General features: G+C 75.9%; 17 protein-coding genes. 7 read left to right on the forward strand and 10 right to left on the reverse strand.

The genetic code is table 11. The features are described 5' to 3' along the window. The first annotated feature begins 210 nt into the window (after positions 1-210). Together ACWDRR_RS27835 and ACWDRR_RS27840 are read left to right on the forward strand one after the other, a co-directional pair. Positions 211-615 carry a hypothetical protein gene (locus ACWDRR_RS27835; protein WP_449774982.1) on the forward strand — a complete coding sequence of 135 codons (405 nt, stop codon included), beginning with the start codon at positions 211-213 and terminating at the stop codon, positions 613-615. Positions 616-790: 175 nt separating this feature from the next. Continuing rightward, positions 791-2233 carry a DUF2252 domain-containing protein gene (locus ACWDRR_RS27840; RefSeq protein WP_449774983.1) on the forward strand — a complete coding sequence of 481 codons (1443 nt, stop codon included), beginning with the start codon at positions 791-793 and terminating at the stop codon, positions 2231-2233. A gap of 81 nt (positions 2234-2314) precedes the next feature. Here the strand turns inward: ACWDRR_RS27840 and ACWDRR_RS27845 are convergent, their stop codons facing one another. From ACWDRR_RS27845 to ACWDRR_RS27855, 3 genes are all read right to left on the reverse strand, one after another. Next, entirely contained in the window at positions 2315-3028 is a 714-nt protein-coding gene (locus tag ACWDRR_RS27845) for an alpha/beta fold hydrolase (protein WP_449774984.1), read from the reverse strand. A 111-nt stretch (positions 3029-3139) separates the two neighbouring features. After that, positions 3140-4723 carry an MFS transporter gene (locus ACWDRR_RS27850; protein WP_449774985.1) on the reverse strand — a complete coding sequence of 528 codons (1584 nt, stop codon included), beginning with the start codon at positions 4721-4723 and terminating at the stop codon, positions 3140-3142. Further along, a complete protein-coding gene (locus tag ACWDRR_RS27855) occupies positions 4720-5283 on the reverse strand; it encodes a helix-turn-helix domain-containing protein (protein WP_449774986.1) in 564 nt (187 codons plus the stop codon). Before ACWDRR_RS27855 ends, ACWDRR_RS27850 begins: the two co-directional genes overlap by 4 nt. Positions 5284-5494: 211 nt before the next feature. Here ACWDRR_RS27855 and ACWDRR_RS27860 point away from each other — a divergent pair, with 211 nt between their 5' ends. The 3 genes from ACWDRR_RS27860 to ACWDRR_RS27870 all read left to right on the forward strand — a co-directional run bounded on the left by ACWDRR_RS27860 (position 5495) and on the right by ACWDRR_RS27870 (position 9328). Then, complete coding sequence (locus ACWDRR_RS27860; RefSeq protein WP_449774987.1) at positions 5495-6424, forward strand: LppX_LprAFG lipoprotein; 930 nt, start codon at positions 5495-5497, stop codon at positions 6422-6424. A 186-nt stretch (positions 6425-6610) separates the two neighbouring features. Next, the gene (locus ACWDRR_RS27865) at positions 6611-7954 is read left to right on the forward strand and encodes a DUF5685 family protein (protein ID WP_449774988.1); all 1344 of its coding nucleotides are present in this window, start codon (positions 6611-6613) and stop codon (positions 7952-7954) included. 180 nt (positions 7955-8134) lie between these two features. Further along, the gene (locus tag ACWDRR_RS27870; RefSeq protein WP_449774989.1) at positions 8135-9328 is read left to right on the forward strand and encodes an alpha/beta hydrolase family protein; all 1194 of its coding nucleotides are present in this window, start codon (positions 8135-8137) and stop codon (positions 9326-9328) included. A 174-nt stretch (positions 9329-9502) separates the two neighbouring features. Here ACWDRR_RS27870 and ACWDRR_RS27875 read toward each other — a convergent pair whose 3' ends face one another. The 4 genes from ACWDRR_RS27875 to ACWDRR_RS27890 form a co-directional block, all read right to left on the reverse strand. Next, a complete protein-coding gene (locus tag ACWDRR_RS27875; RefSeq protein ID WP_449774990.1) occupies positions 9503-9661 on the reverse strand; it encodes a hypothetical protein in 159 nt (52 codons plus the stop codon). 101 nt (positions 9662-9762) lie between these two features. Then, the gene (locus ACWDRR_RS27880; protein ID WP_449774991.1) at positions 9763-10164 is read right to left on the reverse strand and encodes a pyridoxamine 5'-phosphate oxidase family protein; all 402 of its coding nucleotides are present in this window, start codon (positions 10162-10164) and stop codon (positions 9763-9765) included. 90 nt (positions 10165-10254) lie between these two features. After that, the gene (locus ACWDRR_RS27885; RefSeq protein ID WP_449774992.1) at positions 10255-10887 is read right to left on the reverse strand and encodes an MBL fold metallo-hydrolase; all 633 of its coding nucleotides are present in this window, start codon (positions 10885-10887) and stop codon (positions 10255-10257) included. Continuing rightward, positions 10884-11969 carry an S-(hydroxymethyl)mycothiol dehydrogenase gene (locus ACWDRR_RS27890; protein WP_449774993.1) on the reverse strand — a complete coding sequence of 362 codons (1086 nt, stop codon included), beginning with the start codon at positions 11967-11969 and terminating at the stop codon, positions 10884-10886. Before ACWDRR_RS27890 ends, ACWDRR_RS27885 begins: the two co-directional genes overlap by 4 nt. Positions 11970-12450: 481 nt before the next feature. On the opposite strand from ACWDRR_RS27890, the gene ACWDRR_RS27895 reads away from it, so the two are divergent. Together ACWDRR_RS27895 and ACWDRR_RS27900 are read left to right on the forward strand one after the other, a co-directional pair. After that, positions 12451-13728, forward strand: coding sequence for a cytochrome P450 (locus tag ACWDRR_RS27895; protein WP_449774994.1), 1278 nt, complete (start codon positions 12451-12453; stop codon positions 13726-13728). Further along, complete coding sequence (locus ACWDRR_RS27900) at positions 13725-14051, forward strand: ferredoxin (RefSeq protein WP_449774995.1); 327 nt, start codon at positions 13725-13727, stop codon at positions 14049-14051. The genes ACWDRR_RS27895 and ACWDRR_RS27900 overlap by 4 nt, the downstream gene beginning before the upstream one ends. Positions 14052-14112: 61 nt before the next feature. On the opposite strand, the gene ACWDRR_RS27905 is transcribed toward ACWDRR_RS27900, so the two are convergent. The 3 genes from ACWDRR_RS27905 to ACWDRR_RS27915 form a co-directional block, all read right to left on the reverse strand. Continuing rightward, positions 14113-15465 carry a phosphotransferase family protein gene (locus tag ACWDRR_RS27905; RefSeq protein WP_449774996.1) on the reverse strand — a complete coding sequence of 451 codons (1353 nt, stop codon included), beginning with the start codon at positions 15463-15465 and terminating at the stop codon, positions 14113-14115. Positions 15466-15633: 168 nt separating this feature from the next. Then, a complete protein-coding gene (locus ACWDRR_RS27910) occupies positions 15634-16536 on the reverse strand; it encodes a PhzF family phenazine biosynthesis protein (RefSeq protein WP_449774997.1) in 903 nt (300 codons plus the stop codon). Positions 16537-16718: 182 nt separating this feature from the next. Next, positions 16719-17813, reverse strand: a complete 1095-nt coding sequence (locus ACWDRR_RS27915; protein WP_449774998.1) for a DUF5937 family protein — start codon at positions 17811-17813, stop codon at positions 16719-16721. Positions 17814-17853 lie beyond the last annotated feature (40 nt).

The following is a 17853-nucleotide window of genomic DNA, read 5'->3' on the forward strand; positions in this document are numbered from 1 at the left end:
ACCGCGACCGCCTTTGGTCGGTCGCGGTCCGGCCCCGACCCGGGCGCCGCCGGAGTGGCGGCCGGGCGCCGGCGGGCGGAGAATCCCCGTGAGTCCTGGAGAGCCGGGGTCGCCCCACGCGGACGACGGCGCCCCGCGCGCGTCGGCGATCCCCCTCCGCCCCTCAGTCCTGTCCGCCGACCGGCGGTGGCGGCACGAACCGGAGCCGGCATGATCGATTCGCGCACCATCCTCTGGCAGGCCCGGCAGGGCCCCGTCCCGGCGAATTGGCGGGTCTTCACCAAGGCGCGCGGCAAGCTGTCCGGCCTCCTGCACGGGACGTCGCACGACGCGGACCCGCTGCTGGTCATCACCCCGGACGGCGCCGTCGAATACACGGACGAGCGCAAGCCGCTGACCGTCGTCGACTTCTACGAACTGGCCGCGATGACGCTGCGGGCGAGCGGCCAGAGCTTCTCGGACAGCTCCCGGGTGAATCTCGCCGTCTGGGTCGATCTCGACTACCGCGACGGCCGCAAGGCGAAATGGCGGTCCGCCTCCTTCGCCGGCGACCTCCGGACGATTCAGGGCCTCATCGAGGCGTACGGCGCCCACAAGGCCCTTCTCGGAGGGTGAGCTCCGCTTCCCCGCTCCGGGCGGGGCGGGCCCGGCGGAACCGGCGCCTCCCCGCGCACGTCCCTCCCTGTCGACGGGCTGTCCGAGCGGCCCGGTAACCTGCTCCCCGGCCCGCCGAAGGGCCGGATCCGCGCAGGTCGCGGGCGGGAACGACAGAGGGACGGGGCGGGGCACGATGACGCAGCTCACCGAAGCGGTGGAGGAGTCCGGGGCACGGGCGGAAGCGGCCGGCCGGGGGCGGCGGTTCGCCGTCGACGGGTTCGCACCGCGTCACGACGGCCGCTCCCGCGAGCGCGGCAAGGCCCTGCGCGAGCGCATCCCGCGCGAGCGGCACGCCGAGTTCGCCACCGCCGACGACCGCCCGACCGCCGTCGAGGCGATCGAGGCGTCCAACGCGGGCCGGCTCACCGAGCTGGTGCCGATCCGGCTGGGCCGGATGGCGGCCACCCCGTTCGCGTTCCTGCGCGGCTCGGCCGGCCTGATGGCCGCCGACCTCGCCGGCACGCCCACCGCCGGGATCACCGCCCAGCTCTGCGGCGACGCGCACGCCGCCAACTTCGGCCTGTACGGCGACGCCCGCGGCCAACTCGTGATGGACATAAACGACTTCGACGAGACCGTGCCCGGCCCGTGGGAGTGGGACCTCAAGCGGCTCGCCGCCAGCCTGGTGCTGGCCGGCCGCGAGGTCGGGGCCGACGAGACCACCGCGCGCCGGGCCGCGTTCGACGCCGCCGGCTCGTACCGCCGCACCATGCGCACGCTGGCCAAGCTGCCCGTCCTGGACGCCTGGAACGCCGTCGCCGACGACCAGTTGGTCTCGTTCGCGCAGGCGCACGACCTGGCCGAGGCCCTGCAGAAGGTCGGTGCCAAGGCGCTGGGCAACACCAGCGCCCGGTTCGCCGCCAAGTCCACCGTCCGGGCGGCCGACGGCGGGCTGCGGTTCACCGCGGCGCCCCCGGTGCTCAGCGAGGTGCCGGACGCGACGGCCGACGCGGTGGCCACCGCGCTCGGCGCCTACGTCGCCACCGTGCCCGCGGAGCTGCACCCGCTGCTCGCCCGCTACCGGGTGCAGGACGTGGCCTTCCGCGTGGTGGGCACCGGCAGCGTCGGCACCCGCTCGTACGTCGTCCTGCTGACCGACCACCGCGAGCAGCCGCTGGTGCTCCAGGTGAAGGAGGCGCGCCCCTCGGTGCTGCTGCCGCACCTGGCCCGCGCCGGCCACCCGGTGACCGCACCGGACGGCCACGAGGGCCGCCGGGTGGTCCTCGGCCAGAAGCGCATGCAGGTGGTCAGCGACACCCTGCTCGGCTGGACCACGGTGGACGGACTGCCCTACCAGGTACGGCAGTTCCGCAACCGCAAGGGCAGCGTGGACCCGGCGGCGCTGCTGCCCGCACAGCTCGACGACTACGCCCGGATCACCGGCGCGCTGCTCGCCCGGGCCCATGCGCACACCGCCGACCCGGGCCTGATCAGCGGCTACTGCGGGAAGAACGAGGCACTGGACGAGGCGGTCGCCACCTTCGCGGTGGCGTACGCGGACCGGACCGAGGCGGACCACGCCGACCTGGTCACGGCCGTCCGGGCGGGCCGGCTCGCGGCCGAGCACGGCGTCTGACCTCCGCCGCCCGCCGGGGCGGCCCGCCCCGGCGGGCCGCCAGCCGGGGTCGGCTAGCGGGGGTCGGCTAGCGGGGGTCGGCTACCGCGGGGGTCCGCCGGTCCGGTCGGCGAGGTCCAGGAACGGCGCGACCACCGCGACGAACTCCGCCGGCCGGGCGTGGTGCACCAGGTGGCCGGCCTCGACGGTGACCACCCGGCAGTCGGGGATCCGCTCGGCCAGCTCGGCGAGCCGGTCCTGCGGGACGTGGCTGGCCCCACCACCGGCCACCACCAGGGTCGGCGCGGCGATCGCGGCCAGCCGCTCCAGCCAGACCGGCTCGGGGGTGTCGATCTGCCCCTTGACCGCCGCCACCACCGCCCAGTCGAAGTCCACCGGCTCGGCGGGCGCGGCGGCCACCGGGGACGCCGGGCGCGGGTGGGGCGCGGGGACGTCCTCCAGCACCAGCCGGCCGACCCGCTCGGGGTGCTCCTGCGCCAGCAGGTACGCCACCACGCCGCCCATCGAGTGACCGACGACGTCGACCCGGTCCAGCCCGAGCGCGTCCAGGAAGCCGAGCACGTCGTCCCGCATCAGCTCCAGGCCGTACCGGCCGGGGCGCCCGCTGTCCCCGTGGCCGCGCAGGTCGAGCGCGAGGACGCGATGGTGGGGGGCGAGGTCCGGCAGGACGCCGTCCCAGTCGGTGGCCCGCTCCCCGAGGGCGTGCAGCAGGAGCAGCGGCGGGGCGCCCGGCGTGCCGGACTCCCGGTAGGCGAGGGTGACCTCCGGCAGTTCGACGGTCCGATGCTCAGTCATGCCGATCACCGTACGCCGTGACTCCCACCCGCCGGCCGCCCGTTCGCCCACCGCTCAATCCGGTCGGCGGCGGGCCGGCCGACCCGGCGCCGACCGCGCCGCTCCCCGCTCCTACCGCCGCGCCCGCACGTCCCCGGCCCGACCGGGCCGGTCGGCCCGACCCGGCACACCGGCCCGCCCAGCACCGTCCTGCACAGCACCGCCCTGCCCGGCACCGGCCTCCCCCGCCCGAGCGGGCAGCGGGACCGCCACCGGCCCCTCGTCCTCCCGCGCCGCCGCTCGGCTCGCCAGCACCGAGGCCAGCACCGCCAGCGCGGCCACCGCCGCGCAGACGGCACTGGCACAGGTGTACGCGGCCCGGTGGCCGCCCCCACCACCCGTGGCACGCAGGTAGACCCCGGAGAGCGCCGAGACGCAGACCGCCGCGGCGATCCGCTGCGCCATCTGCAGGATCGCCCCGCTCACCCCGGCCGCCTCGGCGGGCGCATGGCGCAGCACGTACGCCTGGTTGGTGGCGCTCATCACCCCGGCGGCCGCGCCGCCGACCAGTTGCAACGCCGCCAACACCCAGGGCAGCGCGCCGGTGGGCCCCCAGTGCACGACCAGGCCGCCGGTCAGCATCACCAGTGCCGAGACCGCCAGGGCCACGGTGACGCTCCGCCGGCCGAAGCGCTGCACCACCCGCCAGGCGAGCGCCGAGGCGACCCCCATGGAGACCGCCGAGGGCAGCGCGACCAGCGCCGCGATCATCGGGGAGAGCCCGAGCCCGTCCTGCAGGAACATCGCCAGCACCAGCCCGGCCGCCACGACCGAGCCGAACTGGGCCATCGCCACCGCCGTACCGAGGGCGTAGGGCGCGGACCGGGTGAGCGCCGGGTGGATCAACGGGTGCCCGCCGGCCCGGGCTCGGCGCCGCTGCCAGCGGACCAGCGCGGCGAGCAGCAGGGCGGCGCCGGCGGCGAAGGCCAGCCAGCCGGTCCAGCCGGTCCAGCCGGGCGGCTGGACGAAGGGCAGCATCAGCACCAGGGTCAACGCACCGACCAGCAGCAGGCCGACCAGGTCGAGGTTGGCGTTCCGGGCGCTGGGGCGTGGGCGGGGCAGACAGCGGGCCGCCAGGACGACGGTCGCCAGCCCGAACGGCACGTTGAGCAGGAAGGTCAGCCGCCAGCCGGTCTCCGGTCCGACGGCGGCCAGCACCGCGCCGCCGACCGGCGGGCCCAGCGCGAAGGCCAGGCCGCCCGTGACGGCGTACATCCCGAGCGCCCGGGCCCGCAGCTGACCGTGGAACACGTCCTGGATGGTGCCGATCATCTGGGAGTTGACGAGGCCGGCCCCGGCTCCCTGGAGCAACCGGGCGGCCACCAGCACCCAGGGCTCGGTGGCGGTCGCGGAGAGCACGCTGACGGCGGTGAACACGGCCAGGCCGGTGACGAAGAACCACTTGCGGCCCCGGACGTCCCCGAGCCGCCCACCCGGTATCAGGGCCAGGCCGAAGGCGAGCGAGTAGCCGGCCACGATCCACTGCAGATGGGCGGGCTGGGCGTGCAGGCTCTCCCGCAGGGCCGGTATCGAGGTGTTGAGGACGGACTGGTCGATCAGGGTGGTGAAGCCACCCGCGACGCAGACCAGCAGGACGCGGCGGCCGGCGGCGTCGAACCGCTCGCGGGCCACCGCCGGGCCTATCGGGGCCGTCACGGCTCCACCACCACCAGCACGTACCGGGCGGCGTCCGGCCCGGGGCTGCGGAAGCGGGTGCTGTCGGCGACGAACCGCAGGCAGTCGCCGGCCGCGAGCTGCTGCGGCTCGCCGTCCACGGTCAGCTCCAACCGGCCCTCCAGCAGCCAGAGATGGTGCTCCAGACCGGGGACGGACGGCCGGTCGTAGGCGATGTCGGCACCCGCCGGCAGCCGGCCCTCGATGATCTCGCCCCGCAGCGAGCCGTCCGGCGGGGACACCGAACGCCGTACGAACCCGGTGGCCTCGTCCCGCCAGATCCGCTGCTCGCCGGCCCGGACCAGCCGGGCCGGGGCCGACTCGACCTCGGCGAGCAGCCGCGACATCGTGCGCCCGTAGACGGCGCAGAGCCGGCCGAGCAGGGCGGCCGTCGGGCTGACCTCCGCCCGCTCGACCCGCGACAGCGTCGACCGGCTCACCTCCGCCCGCCGCGCCAACTCCTCCAGCGTCCATCCGCGTTCGACGCGAAGCTCGGCCAGCCGGATGGCCAGCCGTTCGTCGGCGGCCGTATCGATTCCCATATTCGCGATGCTATCCCGGATATGAGATCACCTGCAGAGCGCCTGCGGGCCCCGTCGGGGACGACGGCCTCCACCCCGGCCGTGGCGGCCCGACCTGGCCGGATAGGGTCGGTGGGCCGGGCGGGTGCGAAACGCACACCACGACGGGGGACGCCGCAGAACGCGGCGGGCCCGGCCCGATCACCACCGCAACACCGTGTCAGGGGAAGAAGTGCGTCGTTCCACAGGTCTCGTCGGTACCGTGCTCGCGCTGGCGTGCGCCGCCGGGTGCGCGTCCACCACTGCCGGGACGACGGCCGGGCCGTCGGCGAGCAGCCCGGCGGCGGCCGGCGCCACGACGGGTGCGGGCACCCCGACGTCGTCGACCACCGCGACCGCCTCGATCACCCCGACGGCGCCGACCACGGTCCCGACCCCGGCCCCGACCGCGTCGGCGGCGGCGTCGATCGCCGAGCACGCCGGCGCCGTCCGCGAGGCCGCTGCCGCCACCGGCCGCACCAGCGCCCGGATCGGCGAGACCGTGGAACTCAGCGACGGGGAGACCACGTACAACCTGACGGTTGCCGGAGACTTCGACCTCGCGGCGGACCGGGGCCGGCTGGACGTCGACTTCCCCGGCGGCGGCATCAGCCACATCGACGAGATCTTCGCGGACGGCCAGGTGTACGTCCGCGGCTCGGCGGGGGTGCCGGCCGGGTCCTGGGCGGCGATGGACCGGGAGCGGACCGTCGCGCACGCCCTCCTCCGGGCGCCGGTCAACGACCCGGAGCACGTGCTGCAGCAGATCTCCACCCTGACCCGGGTCACCCGGAGCGGTGAGGAGGAACTGAACGGGGTCCGCACGACGCGCTACGGCGGGATCCTGGCCGACGACGCCGTCACCCTGCGCCTGACGCCGCAGGTGCAGAGCAAGGTCGACACGTACCGGAGCATGAGCGCCGCCGGCCTCCAGGTCCCCGCCGAGGTCTGGATCGACCCCGAGGGCCGGGTGGCGAAGGTCCGGATGGTCCTGACCATGGACCCCGTCCGTTCCGTCACCACGGTGACCTTCACCGAGCTGGGCAAGGCGGTGAAGGTGACGGCCCCTCCGGCGAAGAACACCGCCGCGGTCACCGAGCTCTCCGGCGCCCTCGTGGGTTGACCGGTCCGGGTCCGGACCGGGACCCGGACCGGTCCCGGTGCCCGGGTTCGCGTCCCGGGCACCGCTGTTTCCGACGGCACCGCCGGTGTTACCCACCTGGTTCACGACCCTTCCGAAGTCGTGAACTGCCGGTCATATGATGTCCGCGATCGGGGGCCCGCCATGGCCCGCGCACCAAGGGGGATCATGTTCGGCATCATCAGGCCGTGTCGCCACCGGCTCTCGGAGCGGTTGCAGACCTCGTGGATGGCCCACCTGTGCGGGCTCTGCCTGGCACTGCGGGACGAGCACGGCCAGCTGGCCAGGACGGCCACCAACTACGACGGTCTGATCATCTCGGTGCTGGTCGAGGCGCAGAGCGCGAAGGACGACGCCTCCTGGCGCCGCACGGCCGGGCCCTGCCCGCTGCGCGGCATGCGCACCGCCTCGGTCGCCAAGGGCGAGGGTGCCCGCCTGGCGGCCGCCGTCTCGCTCGCGCTCGCCTCGGTGAAGATCCGCGACCACGTCGAGGACCGGGACGGCGTGTTCGCCCGACGGCCGGTCGCCGCCGGGGCCCGCGCGGTCACCCGGCGCTGGGACCGCAAGAGCGCGGGCGGCGCCTCGGCGGTCGGCTTCGACACCGCCGTACTGCTCGACGCGGCCTCCCGCCAGGGCGAGTTGGAGCGCGGGCTGCCACCGGGCGGGTCCGTCCTGCTGGTCACGGAGCCCACCGAGAGCGCCACGTCGGCGGCGTTCGCGCACACCGCGACGCTGGCCGGCCGGCCCGGCAACGCCGCACCGCTGGCGGAGGCCGGGCGGCTGTTCGGACGCCTCGCCCACCTGCTGGACGCCGCCGAGGACCAGGCCGAGGACGCCGCGAGCGGTGCCTGGAACCCGCTCACGGCGACCGGCACCGACCGGGCCGAGGCCGAACGCCTCTGCCGGGACGCCGTCCACGGCATCCGGCTCGCGCTGCGCGAGGTGGAGCTGTCCGACCGGGCCCTGGTGCACGTCCTGCTCGCGCACGAGACCGAACAGGCCGTGGAGCGCGTCTTCGGCCCGGCCGGGCACTCCGCCTCCTGCCGCACCCGCACGGCGACCGCGGCCGCCGGAGCAGACCCGCACGGGCCCTCCGGGCACGGCGGGCACGGCGGCGCGGGACACCTCCCGCTCGGAGCCGACCCGTCCCAGTCGCCGCCCCGACAGGATCCGGGCCAGGCACCGCCGACCGGCCCGGGAGCACCGATCCCGCCCTGGGTGCCGCAGGGCCCCGGGTTCACCCCGCCCGGCGGCAAGCCCCCGCAGCGCCGCAACCTGCTGGCCGGCTGCGCGGTCTGGGCACTGATGGCCTGCACCTGCCAGCTGATGTGCTGCTCGCACGACGACCCCTTCTCGCGCGAGCGCAAGGACGGGTGGTGCGCGCAGCAGGACTGCAGCTGCGACGACTGCAGCAACTGCGGTGACTGCGGCGACTGCTGTCAGTGCTGCGGGGACAACGGGTGCTGCGACGGCTGCGGGTGCGACGGGTGCGACTGCGGCTGCGACTGCTGAGCACACGGCGCGGGTGCGGGGGCAACTCCGCGCCCGCACCGGGCTCCTGACAGCGCCGGAGGCGGCGACGGGTCATCCGCCGGGCCGTACCGCCGGGCGTGGCGACTCCGACCTGCGGCGTACGGCGGCTCCGCCGCACGCAGGACGCCCAGCCGACCGCACACGACCTAACGTGGCGTCATGTCGAAGCTTCCCCGGCGCCGCGCGGCCGCACCACCGCTGCCACTCGCCCTCACCCTCCTGCTGCCGTTCGCCCTGCTGCTCACCCTGGTCGGCCCGCAGTCCGCGACGGCCGCGCCCGCCCCGGCCGGGCCTCCCACCGCCGCCGCCCCGAACGCACCACGGGTACCGGCGCCCACCAGCCACCGACCGGTCGGCACGGCCTCGGTGCGCCTGGTGGACGCGAGCCGCCACGACCCGTGGCGCCCCGACGCGGCGACGCGTGAACTGATGGCGACGTTCTGGTACCCGGCCCTCTCCGCACACGGTGCGCGGGCGCCGTACATGTCCGCGGAGCTGTCCACCGCGCTGTTCGGCACTCCGGACCTCGCCGTCGTGCGCACCGGCGCGGCGGCCGACGCGACGCCCGCCCCGGGGCGGCACCCGCTGATCGTGCTCTCCCCCGGCTTCGGCTACAGCCGCACCTCGCTCACCGCCCTGGCCGAGGACCTCGCGGCTCGCGGCTACGCGGTGGCGGCCCTCGACCACACCTACGAGACGGCCGTGCAGTTCCCCGACGGCCGGGTGGAGGCGTGCCTGATCTGCAGTCGGACGGACGACCGGCTGGGCAACGACGTCACCCTCAGCCGGGCGAAGGACATCCGCTTCCTGCTCGACCGGCTGACCGCCCCCGGGCCGGGGCCGGTGCGCGGCCTCCGGATCGACCCCTCCCGGATCGGCGCGGCCGGGCACTCGCTCGGCGGGGCGAGCGCCGTCGAGGCGATGCGGGAGGACGGCCGCATCCGCGCCGCCGCCAACCTGGACGGCGACTTCTTCACCCCCCTGCCCGCCGACGGCCTCGCCGGCCCGGTGCTCCTGCTCAGCGCCCGGCGCAGCAGCGACGCCCACGGGGCGGCGGCCAACTGGGAGGAGACCTGGAAGCACCTGACGGGCTGGAAGCGCTGGCTGGACCTGCCCGAGGGCGGTCACCTCTCCTTCTGCGACATGCCCTGGCTGCTGGACGCCTTCGGGGTGCGCGACCAGGTCCCGCCGGAGACCGCCCACGGGCAGTACGGCAGCCTCGGCGGCGAGCGCGCGCTCGCCGCCTCCCGGACGTACCTGGGCGCCTTCTTCGACCGGCACCTGCTCGGCCGCCCGAGCCCGGAGCTGAACCGCCCCTCGCCGAACTACCCGGAGGTCCGCTTCGTGAAGTAGCCCGCGCCCGGGCCGGCGCCCTCACCCGGGCCCGCTCCCCCGCCGTGAACCGGTCCGGCCGGGTCCGGCCCCGCCACCGGGCCCGCCACCGGACCGGGCACCGGCCCGCGCTGCCAGAGCGGCAGCACCGCGACCGGTCCGCAGCCACCGGCACCGACCGTCACCGACCCGGCCTCACACATCGGACCCCGCCTCGGCGGCCGCCCGGCGGTCCGCCGTCAGCGAGTCCCCCAGGCGGGCCAGCAGCACCCGGAACCGCTCCGCGTCCTGCTCCGTCATCCGCCCCTCGGGCAGAGCCCGCCCGCCCTGCTCCTCGACCGTTCCCTCGTTCATGTCCCCGACGCTAGGCGCCGGCGATCAACGACCGATAAACACCCGCATCACGGAGGCACCACGAGCACCGGCTCCGGCCCGAGCGCCGGCGCCGGGCGCGCCTACGCCCGGCCGAGCACCCGGTCCACGGTGATCTCGACGACCACCCGGTCCGGGTTCACCCGGGGCTCGCGATACCGCTCGGTGTACCGCCGGACGGCGTCGGCCACCGCGTCCGGCTCGTCCCGCACCACGGCCACGCCCTCCAGCGTCGACCAGCGCGCGCCGTCCACCTGGCAGACCGCCACCCGCATGCCCTCGGGCCCGGCCGCCTGCACGTTGCGCACCTTGCGGCTGGTCCGGCTGCTGATCACCCGTGCCGTCCCCGTCTCCGGCTGGTACGTCACCCCCACCGGCACCACGTGCGGCGAGCCGTCCGGGCGCCGCGTGGTCAGCGTGGAGATGTGCCGCTCCCGCCAGAAGGCGAGGAAGGCTTCGTCGAGCTCGCGCGGATCATGGGCCATACCCGCGATCGTACGACGCCCGGCCCGGTGCGGAGGGCACCGGGCCGGGCGTCGTAACGGTCGGACGGCAGGAGCCGGGACCGAAGGCGGTCAGTGGCCGCGGGCGATCCAGTCGGGGAGCGCGGGGGCCTCGGCGGCGATCGTGGTGGGGTCGCCGTGGCCAGTGCGGACCACCGTCTCCGGAGGCAGCGGGAGCAGCCGGTCGCGGATCGAGTCGATGATCGTCGGGAAGTGCGAGAACGACCGGCCGGTGGCGCCCGGGCCGCCGTGGAAGAGCGTGTCGCCGGTGAAGACCGTACCGAGCCCGGGGGCGTGGAGGCAGACCGCGCCGGGCGCGTGGCCGGGGGTGTGCAGCACGGTCAGCGTGGTGCCCGCCACCTCGATCCGCTGGCCGTCGGCGAGTTCGCCGTCCGGCAGGCGGTCGGGGTGGGTGAGCTTCCACAACGGCAGGTCGTCCGGGTGCAGCAGGATCGGTGCGCCGGTGCGGGCCGCGAGGGCCGGGGCCGCATCGATGTGGTCGTTGTGCGCGTGGGTGGAGACGATCGCCAGCAGGCGTCGCCCGCCGAGGGCCGCCTCGATCGCCTCGGCGTCATGGGCCGCGTCGATCACCACGGCCTCCTCGTCGTCACCGACGATCCAGACGTTGTTCTCCACCTCCCAGCTGCCGCCGTCGAGGTCGAAGGTGCCGGCGGTGACCAGCCGGTCGATCCGGGCCCCGCTCACAGGATCACCACCGAACGGAGCACGTCGCCCTCGTGCATGCGCGCGAACGCCTGCTCCACCTGGTCGAGTTCGATGGTCTCGGTGACGAAGGCGCCGAGGTCCAGGCGGCCCTGGAGGTAGAGGTCGATCAGCATCGGGAAGTCCCGCGAGGGCAGGCAGTCGCCGTACCAGGACGACTTCAGCGCACCACCCCGGCCGAACACGTCCAGCAGCGGCAGCTCCAGCGTCATCTCCGGCGTCGGGACGCCGACCAGCACGACCGTGCCGGCCAGATCACGGGCGTAGAACGCCTGCTTGTACGTCTCCGGGCGGCCGACCGCCTCGACCACGACGTCCGCGCCGTTTCCGCCGGTCAGCTCGCGGATCGCCTCGACGGGGTCGGTGGTGCGGGAGTTGACGGTGTGGGTCGCGCCGAGCTTCCGCGCGGTGGCGAGCTTGCGGTCGTCGATGTCCACCGCGATGATCTTCGCCGCGCCGGCCAGCCGCGAGCCGAGCACGGCCGCGCCGCCGACACCGCCGCAGCCGATCACCGCGACCGAGTCGCCCCGGCCGACGTTGCCGGTGTTGATCGCGGCACCGATGCCCGCCATCACACCGCAGCCCAGCAGGCCCGCGACGGCCGGCTCGGCCGCCGGGTCGACCTTGGTGCACTGGCCGGCCGCGACCAGGGTCTTCTCCGCGAACGCGCCGATGCCCAGCGCCGGGGAGAGCTCGGTGCCGTCCAGCAGCGTCATCCGCTGCTTGGCGTTGTGCGTGTCGAAGCAGTACTGCGGGCGCCCGCGCTTGCAGGCGCGGCACTGGCCGCAGACCGCACGCCAGTTGAGGACGACGAAGTCACCGGGGACGACCTCGGTCACGCCCTCGCCCACCGACTCCACGATGCCCGCCGCCTCGTGGCCCAGCAGGAACGGGAAGTCGTCGTTGATGCCGCCCTCCCGGTAGTGGAGGTCCGTGTGGCAGACGCCGCAGGCCTGGATCCGCACCACCGCCTCGCCGGGCCCGGGGTCGGGTACGACGATCGTCGTCACCTCCACGGGCGCGCCCTTGGCACGCGCGATGACTGCCTTCACCTGCTGGGCCATCCGATTCCACCTCCGTCGGCCGGTGCGGCTCTGCACCGGCGTGACCTGCGTCAAACGACTTGCCCACGAAGCGTATCGTCCGGGCCGGGCCGCGCCCGGCGAACGGCCCCGGTGATCCCGCTCACCGCCGCCCGGGCGGCAGGGGCGCGCGGGCGGGACCGAGCGCCCGTCATCGGCCCCCCAACCACCCCGCGTTGGCTGGAATCGTTGCTGACTGTGGCTCGGCGCCCACGTACGGTCGTAACGACCCGTCCGACTCACCCGCCCCGCCCGCCCACGCCCCCGGCGGACCGGCCCGGCCCTCCCGACCGGCCCGGCCGACCTGTCCTCCCGACCGGCCCTCCCGACCTGTCCGACCTGTCCGACCGCTACGACCTCGCTCCGCCCCGACCGCTCGCCCGACCGTCCCCGCGCACCTCCCCGGATCCACCCCCCGTCGGGCCGCCCCCTGCGGCCCACCGCCCTGGAGTCTGGAGTACGGATGTCCGCCGAGAACAGTGCCACCCGTGCCACCACCGGCCCGGCCGAGACCCAAGCGCCCGGCCCGCCCCACCCGACCGTGCCGGCCGCGCCGGCCGCGCTGCCCCTGCTGCCGCCGCTGCACTGCCTGCGCCGCCTCGAACCCGGCCCGCCGCGCCTCGGCTCGCTGCCCACCGGCACCCCGGTCTGGCTGGTCAGCCGCCACGCCGATGTGCGGCAGGTGCTCGCCGATCCGCGCCTCGGCCGCGCCCCGCTGTACGCACCCGACGCGCCCCCGCTCTCGCTCGCCCCGAACCTCCTGGACGACCCGCAGGGCATCCTGAACCTCGACGGCGCCGACCACCAGCGGCTGCGCCGCACCGTGCAGCGGGCGTTCACCCCGCGCGCGATCGCCCGCTGGCGGCCCTGGGTGGCCTCGGTGGTCGAGGCCCTGCTGGACGAGCTGATCGACCAGGGCTCCCCCGCCGACATCATCGCCGCCTACACCCGCCCGCTGCCGGTCGCCGTGATCAGCCGGCTGATGGGGCTCGACGGCCTGGACGGCAAGCGCCTCGCGCACTGGAGCGACCATGCGCTCTCCACCACCGCGCACTCCACCCGGGCGGTCCGGGGGGCGATGGACGAGTTCGCCGACTTCGGTGCCGACCTGATCGCCGAACGCCGGGCCGCTCCCGGTGACGACCTGGTCAGCAGCCTGCTGGAAGCGGCCCGGGAGAGCGACGGCATCACCGAGGCGCAGTTGGTGTCGCTGGTGATCGGCCTGGTGGTGGCGGGGCACGAGACGACCATGACCATGCTCGGCAACGCCCTGGTCTATCTGCTGAGCGACGGCCGCGACGCCTGGCACCGGCTCGCCTCCGACGAGCAGAGCGCGGCCGCCGCCACGGAGCAGCTGCTGCGGGCTGTCCCGCTCGGGGACGGCGATGTGCTCCCCGGCCTGTTCCGGCGCACCGTCGAGGACGTGGAGATCGGTGGCGTGGTCATCCCGGCCGGCAGCGTGGTCGCCGCCGACACCCGCACCGCCAACCACGACCCCGCGGTCTTCACCGGCGATCTGCTGACCGAGCTGTTCTCGCCGCTGGCCGCACCGATGTACACCTTCGGTGCCGGGCCGCACCACTGCCTGGGCGCCTGGCTGGCCCGGATGGAGCTGGAGTTGGCCCTGCACCGGCTGGCCCGCCGGCTGCCCTCGCTCCGGCTCGCCGGTCCCGCCGGGTCCATCGACTGGCGGCGCGGCCTGCTGACGCGCAGCCCGAACACGCTCCAGGTCACCTGGTGACGCCGGACGCCGGCCCGGACGTGGCGGACGCGGCGGGACCGGCGGGACCGGCGGGACCGGCAGGACCGGCGGACGGCCCGGTGGTGGTGCGGGTCGACCGGGACCGCTGCATCGGCTCGGGCATGTGCGCGCTCACCGCCCCCGCTTCGCTGGCGCTCGGCGCCGACGGCCTCGCCCACCCGGTGCGGGAGTCCACGCCCCACGGCACCCCGGCCGACGAGCGGCTGACGGAGGAGCTCCTGGAGGCGGTCGACTTCTGCCCGGTCGAGGCGATCGCCCTCCACTCGGCCCGCGACGGCCGCCTGATCGCCCCGTCCGGGTGAGGCCGTCGGCGCCGCCGCTCCGCAGGGCGGAGGGCAGCGCCGACGGCCCACCGGGCGCCGCTCAGGCCCGTGCCGTGTCCTCCGCGGCCGCGCCCGTACCCGTCCCCGTCCCCGTAGCCGTCCCCGTCCAGGCCAGCGCGGCGCGGATCTCGTTCTCCGGATCCTCCTCGTGGTACGGGCGCTCGCTGGTCTCGATGTGGTCCAGGAACTCCTGGTACCGCACCGCGTAGGCCAGGTGGTACAGCGGCTCGACCAGCCTCAGCGCGCGCTCCGGGTCGGAGCCGGGGGCGTGCTCCCGCCAAGCGCGCGCCCACACGTCGACGAGCTGTGTCCAGCGCTCCTCGGACACGTACTGCCGGGGGCGCAGCCCGTCCAGCGCCGGGTGCCCGAAGCAGGAGTCGGCGTAGTCGACGACCACCGACCGGCTGCCGTCGGACCGCCAGTTGCCGGGGTGGAAGTCCCCGTGCACCAGCGTCTCCGGCAGCCCGCAGGCGGCCAGCTCCTCGACCAGCGCGGGCAGCCGGCCCGCGAGCACCCGGGCGGCGGCGATTTCCTCGGCCGTCAGCGACGTACCGGGCGCCCCCGGGCCGGCTCCGGCCGGACGCTCCGAGCTCGTGCCTACCCACTCCGCCGCCCGCTCCAGCCGGTCGAGCAGCGCGTCCACCTGCGCGATCAGCGTGCGCGGGGTGCGGTCCCGCAGGCCGGCCGCGGCCGCCCGGCCGTCGGCGGCGAGCGCCGCCTGGGCGGCGACCAGGCGCGGCACCACGTCGGCGACCTCCTCGGCGGAAGGGCTCCAGCAGTCCTCACCGGGCACATGGTCGAGCAGCAGCAGCCCGTGGACGGGATCGGCGCCGAGCACCGGCGGCACCAGCGTGGGATCGACACTGCCGAGCAGAGCGATCGCCTCGCCCTCGGCGGCGTTGAACGCCGGGTTGACCGCCTTCAGCCAGGCGTCGACGCCGGTCGCCGTCCGGTAGCGGAAGAGACCGGACAGGTTCCACGTCCGGACCTGCTCGACCGGGCCGGCCGCCGGACGGCCCGCCCGGTGCAGCGTCCGCTCCGCCCAGGCGAGCGCGGCCCGCAGGCCGGGCGGGGTGGCCCAGCCGGCCCGCCGCTCGGCCGGCCCGAGCAGGGCGACGGTGTCGGCGCCCGCCTGACGCGGCACCAGACCGGCGGGGCGCTCCAACGCCTCGACGTGGTAGACCACGTGCCCGCCGCGGCCGCCGCCCCCGGCCGCCACCTCGGCGAGCCGCAGCACCAGGACGGGCACCCCCAGCTCCTGCGACACCCGCTCCACCACCGGCGCGGCGGCGGACCACCACGCCCCGTCCACCTCGAACGGGCCCACCGGCCCGAGGTATTCACCGCCGTGGGTGACGTGGATGCTGACGGTCCGACCGTTGTCCTGTCCCATCCGGGCAGGCTCGCCCATCCCGCTCCACCGGCACAATCGGTTTTCCCGCGCCCCGCGCCGCGACCGGGCGCCCAGCTGCGCGCATCCGACCGCCCGGGCTGCCCGGGACAGCCCCGGCCCGCCGGCGCGACAGGCGGGGGCGGGCCGCGAAGCCGAGCCCCGGAGCCGCTACGGGATCGCCACCGCCGTCCCCGAAACCCGGACCCGGGTGTCGCCCTCGCGGAGCTCGACGCCGAGCACGCCCGGGCGCCCGAGGTCCTCGCCCTGGTGGAGCGTCAGGGTGGCCGGTGCCGTCACCGCGCCCCGCTCGCGCAGGTAGGCGCCGAAGGCCGCGGCCGCCGCGCCGGTGGCCGGGTCCTCCACGACGCCGCCGACCGGGAACGGGTCGCGGGCGTGGAAGACGTGCTCGCTCTCGCGCCAGACCAGCTGGAGGGTGGTGAGCCCGCGGGCCGTCATATAGGCGGCGAGGCCGTCGAAGTCGTAGTCCAGCCGGGCCAGCCGGTCACGGGTGGCGGCGGCCAGCACCAGGTGGCGGGCGCCGGCGTAGGCGATCCGGGGCGGCAGCGCCGCGTCCAGCTCGTCGGCCGACCAGCCGAGCAGGGCGAGCGCCTCGGTGACGTCCGCCTCGCTCACCTCCTCGACGTGCGGCTCGACACTGGTCAGGGTGGCGCGCAGCGCGCCGTCCGCGCCCTTGTCCACCTCGATCGCCACCTCGCCGGCCGCGGTGGCGAAGACGTAGCGGCCGGGGCCCGTCCGGTCGGCGATCGCGACGGCGGAGGCGACGGTGGCGTGGCCGCAGAACGGCACCTCCAGCAGCGGGCTGAAGTACCGCACGGTGTACCCGGCTTCGGCCCGGCCCTCGGCGACGGCGGCGGCCGCCGCGTCCGGTATCAGGAACGCCGTCTCGGAGTAGCCGACCTCGGCGGCGATGGCGAGCATCCGCTCCGCGGAGAGGCCCGAGGCGTCGAGCACCACGCCGGCCGGGTTCCCACCACCCGGGTCGGTGGCGAAGGCGGCGTAGCGCAGGATGTCGGTCTCGGAAGCGGTCAGGGGCACATCGTCACTGGTCATGATCGCTCGAACACCGCCCCCCGGTTCCCTGTTCCCGTCCACCGGCCCCGTCCGGTGGTGCGCCCCGCGCCGCACGCCCCGTCGCCCGTGCACGCGCCCCGCGACGCCGTCCGCGACCTCACACCGTCACCGCAGCACCGTCGGCGCAGGACCGCCAGCGCCGCACCGCCAGCGCCGTACCGTCACCGCAGCACCGCCTCCAGCAGGTCCGAGCCCAGCCGGGCGCTGCCCGCCAGGTCGAGCTGGTACAGCATGTACCGCCCGCGCCGCCGGGTGGTGAGCAGCCCGGCCCGGCGCAGCACCGCCAGGTGCCGCGACACCTCCGGCGCGCTGAGCTGCCAGGCCGCCGCCAACTCGCCCGTGGTGTGCGGACCGCGCGCCATGGTGCGGGCGAGCCGGAGCCGGACCGGATGGGCCAGCGCCTCCAGCCGCTGCTGCACCACGGCGAGCGAGACCGGCTCGGGCAGCCCGCCCCCGGCGACCGGGTACTGCACCACCGGCCGCCACCCGGGCGCGTGCACCACCAGCAGGTGCGGGTGCCCGAAGGCGGTCGGGACGAACGTCACTCCCCCGGCGCCGGCCCCGGTGGCGTTGTCCTGCAGCTTGTCGACGACGATCCGCCGCTGCCCGTCCGGGCCGTCCTCCAGCGTGACCGCGGAGGACACCGCCGCGAGCGCCTCACCGGGGCCGTGCCGGACCAGCACGTCCGTCTTGTGCCGGGCGTCGGCCGCGAGGTCCGGCAGCACACGCCGCCAGGCGTCCGCGAAGAACGCCTCCCGGCAGTCCTCCAGCATCCGCCGGACCATCGTCCGGACCGCCGGCGGGTCGGCGAACAGCCGGTCGGCGAAGGCGGCCTGCCGGGGGCCCCGGGCCAGCGCGAGCTCCCGGGCCCGCTCCTGCGCCGCCGGGTCGGTGAGCGGCGAGGCGAGCCGACGGGTGAGCCTGGACGACCCGCAGGTGGTGATGACGGCGGCCCGGACGTAGAGCTCGTCGTCGATCCGGTCGACGGCGTCCAGCTCCTCAGCCAGGGTGGCGCCCGGCAGACCGGGGACGAGGAAGTCGGCCCGCGAGGAGCGCCACAGGAAGTCGGCCTCCGACAGCCGCTCGGACAGCTCGGGAGCGATCGAGGCGGCCGTGCTCGCCGCCCAGCCGTGCAGCCCGGGGTGGTGCGCGGGCTCGGCGAGGACGTGCAGCATCGCGCTCAGCTCGGCCAGCGGCGAGGGGGTGAAGAGCAGGCGTTCGTCGGGCAGGGCGGTGATGTCGATGCTGAGGCTCACCCCGGTGATCCTGCCAGGCCGTCGCGGGGGCGCCGCCGCC

This window comes from Kitasatospora sp. NPDC003701 (assembly GCF_053587085.1).

Coding starts and splice junctions, on each gene's coding strand:
- ACWDRR_RS27835 (WP_449774982.1), top strand. CDS start 211: ATGATCGATTCGCGCACCATCCTCTGGCAGGCCCGGCAGGGCCCCGTC.
- ACWDRR_RS27840 (WP_449774983.1), top strand. CDS start 791: ATGACGCAGCTCACCGAAGCGGTGGAGGAGTCCGGGGCACGGGCGGAA.
- ACWDRR_RS27845 (WP_449774984.1), bottom strand. CDS start 3,028: ATGACTGAGCATCGGACCGTCGAACTGCCGGAGGTCACCCTCGCCTAC.
- ACWDRR_RS27855 (WP_449774986.1), bottom strand. CDS start 5,283: ATGGGAATCGATACGGCCGCCGACGAACGGCTGGCCATCCGGCTGGCC.
- ACWDRR_RS27865 (WP_449774988.1), top strand. CDS start 6,611: ATGTTCGGCATCATCAGGCCGTGTCGCCACCGGCTCTCGGAGCGGTTG.
- ACWDRR_RS27870 (WP_449774989.1), top strand. CDS start 8,135: ATGTCGAAGCTTCCCCGGCGCCGCGCGGCCGCACCACCGCTGCCACTC.
- ACWDRR_RS27875 (WP_449774990.1), bottom strand. CDS start 9,661: ATGAACGAGGGAACGGTCGAGGAGCAGGGCGGGCGGGCTCTGCCCGAG.
- ACWDRR_RS27880 (WP_449774991.1), bottom strand. CDS start 10,164: ATGGCCCATGATCCGCGCGAGCTCGACGAAGCCTTCCTCGCCTTCTGG.
- ACWDRR_RS27890 (WP_449774993.1), bottom strand. CDS start 11,969: ATGGCCCAGCAGGTGAAGGCAGTCATCGCGCGTGCCAAGGGCGCGCCC.
- ACWDRR_RS27895 (WP_449774994.1), top strand. CDS start 12,451: ATGTCCGCCGAGAACAGTGCCACCCGTGCCACCACCGGCCCGGCCGAG.
- ACWDRR_RS27905 (WP_449774996.1), bottom strand. CDS start 15,465: ATGGGACAGGACAACGGTCGGACCGTCAGCATCCACGTCACCCACGGC.
- ACWDRR_RS27910 (WP_449774997.1), bottom strand. CDS start 16,536: ATGACCAGTGACGATGTGCCCCTGACCGCTTCCGAGACCGACATCCTG.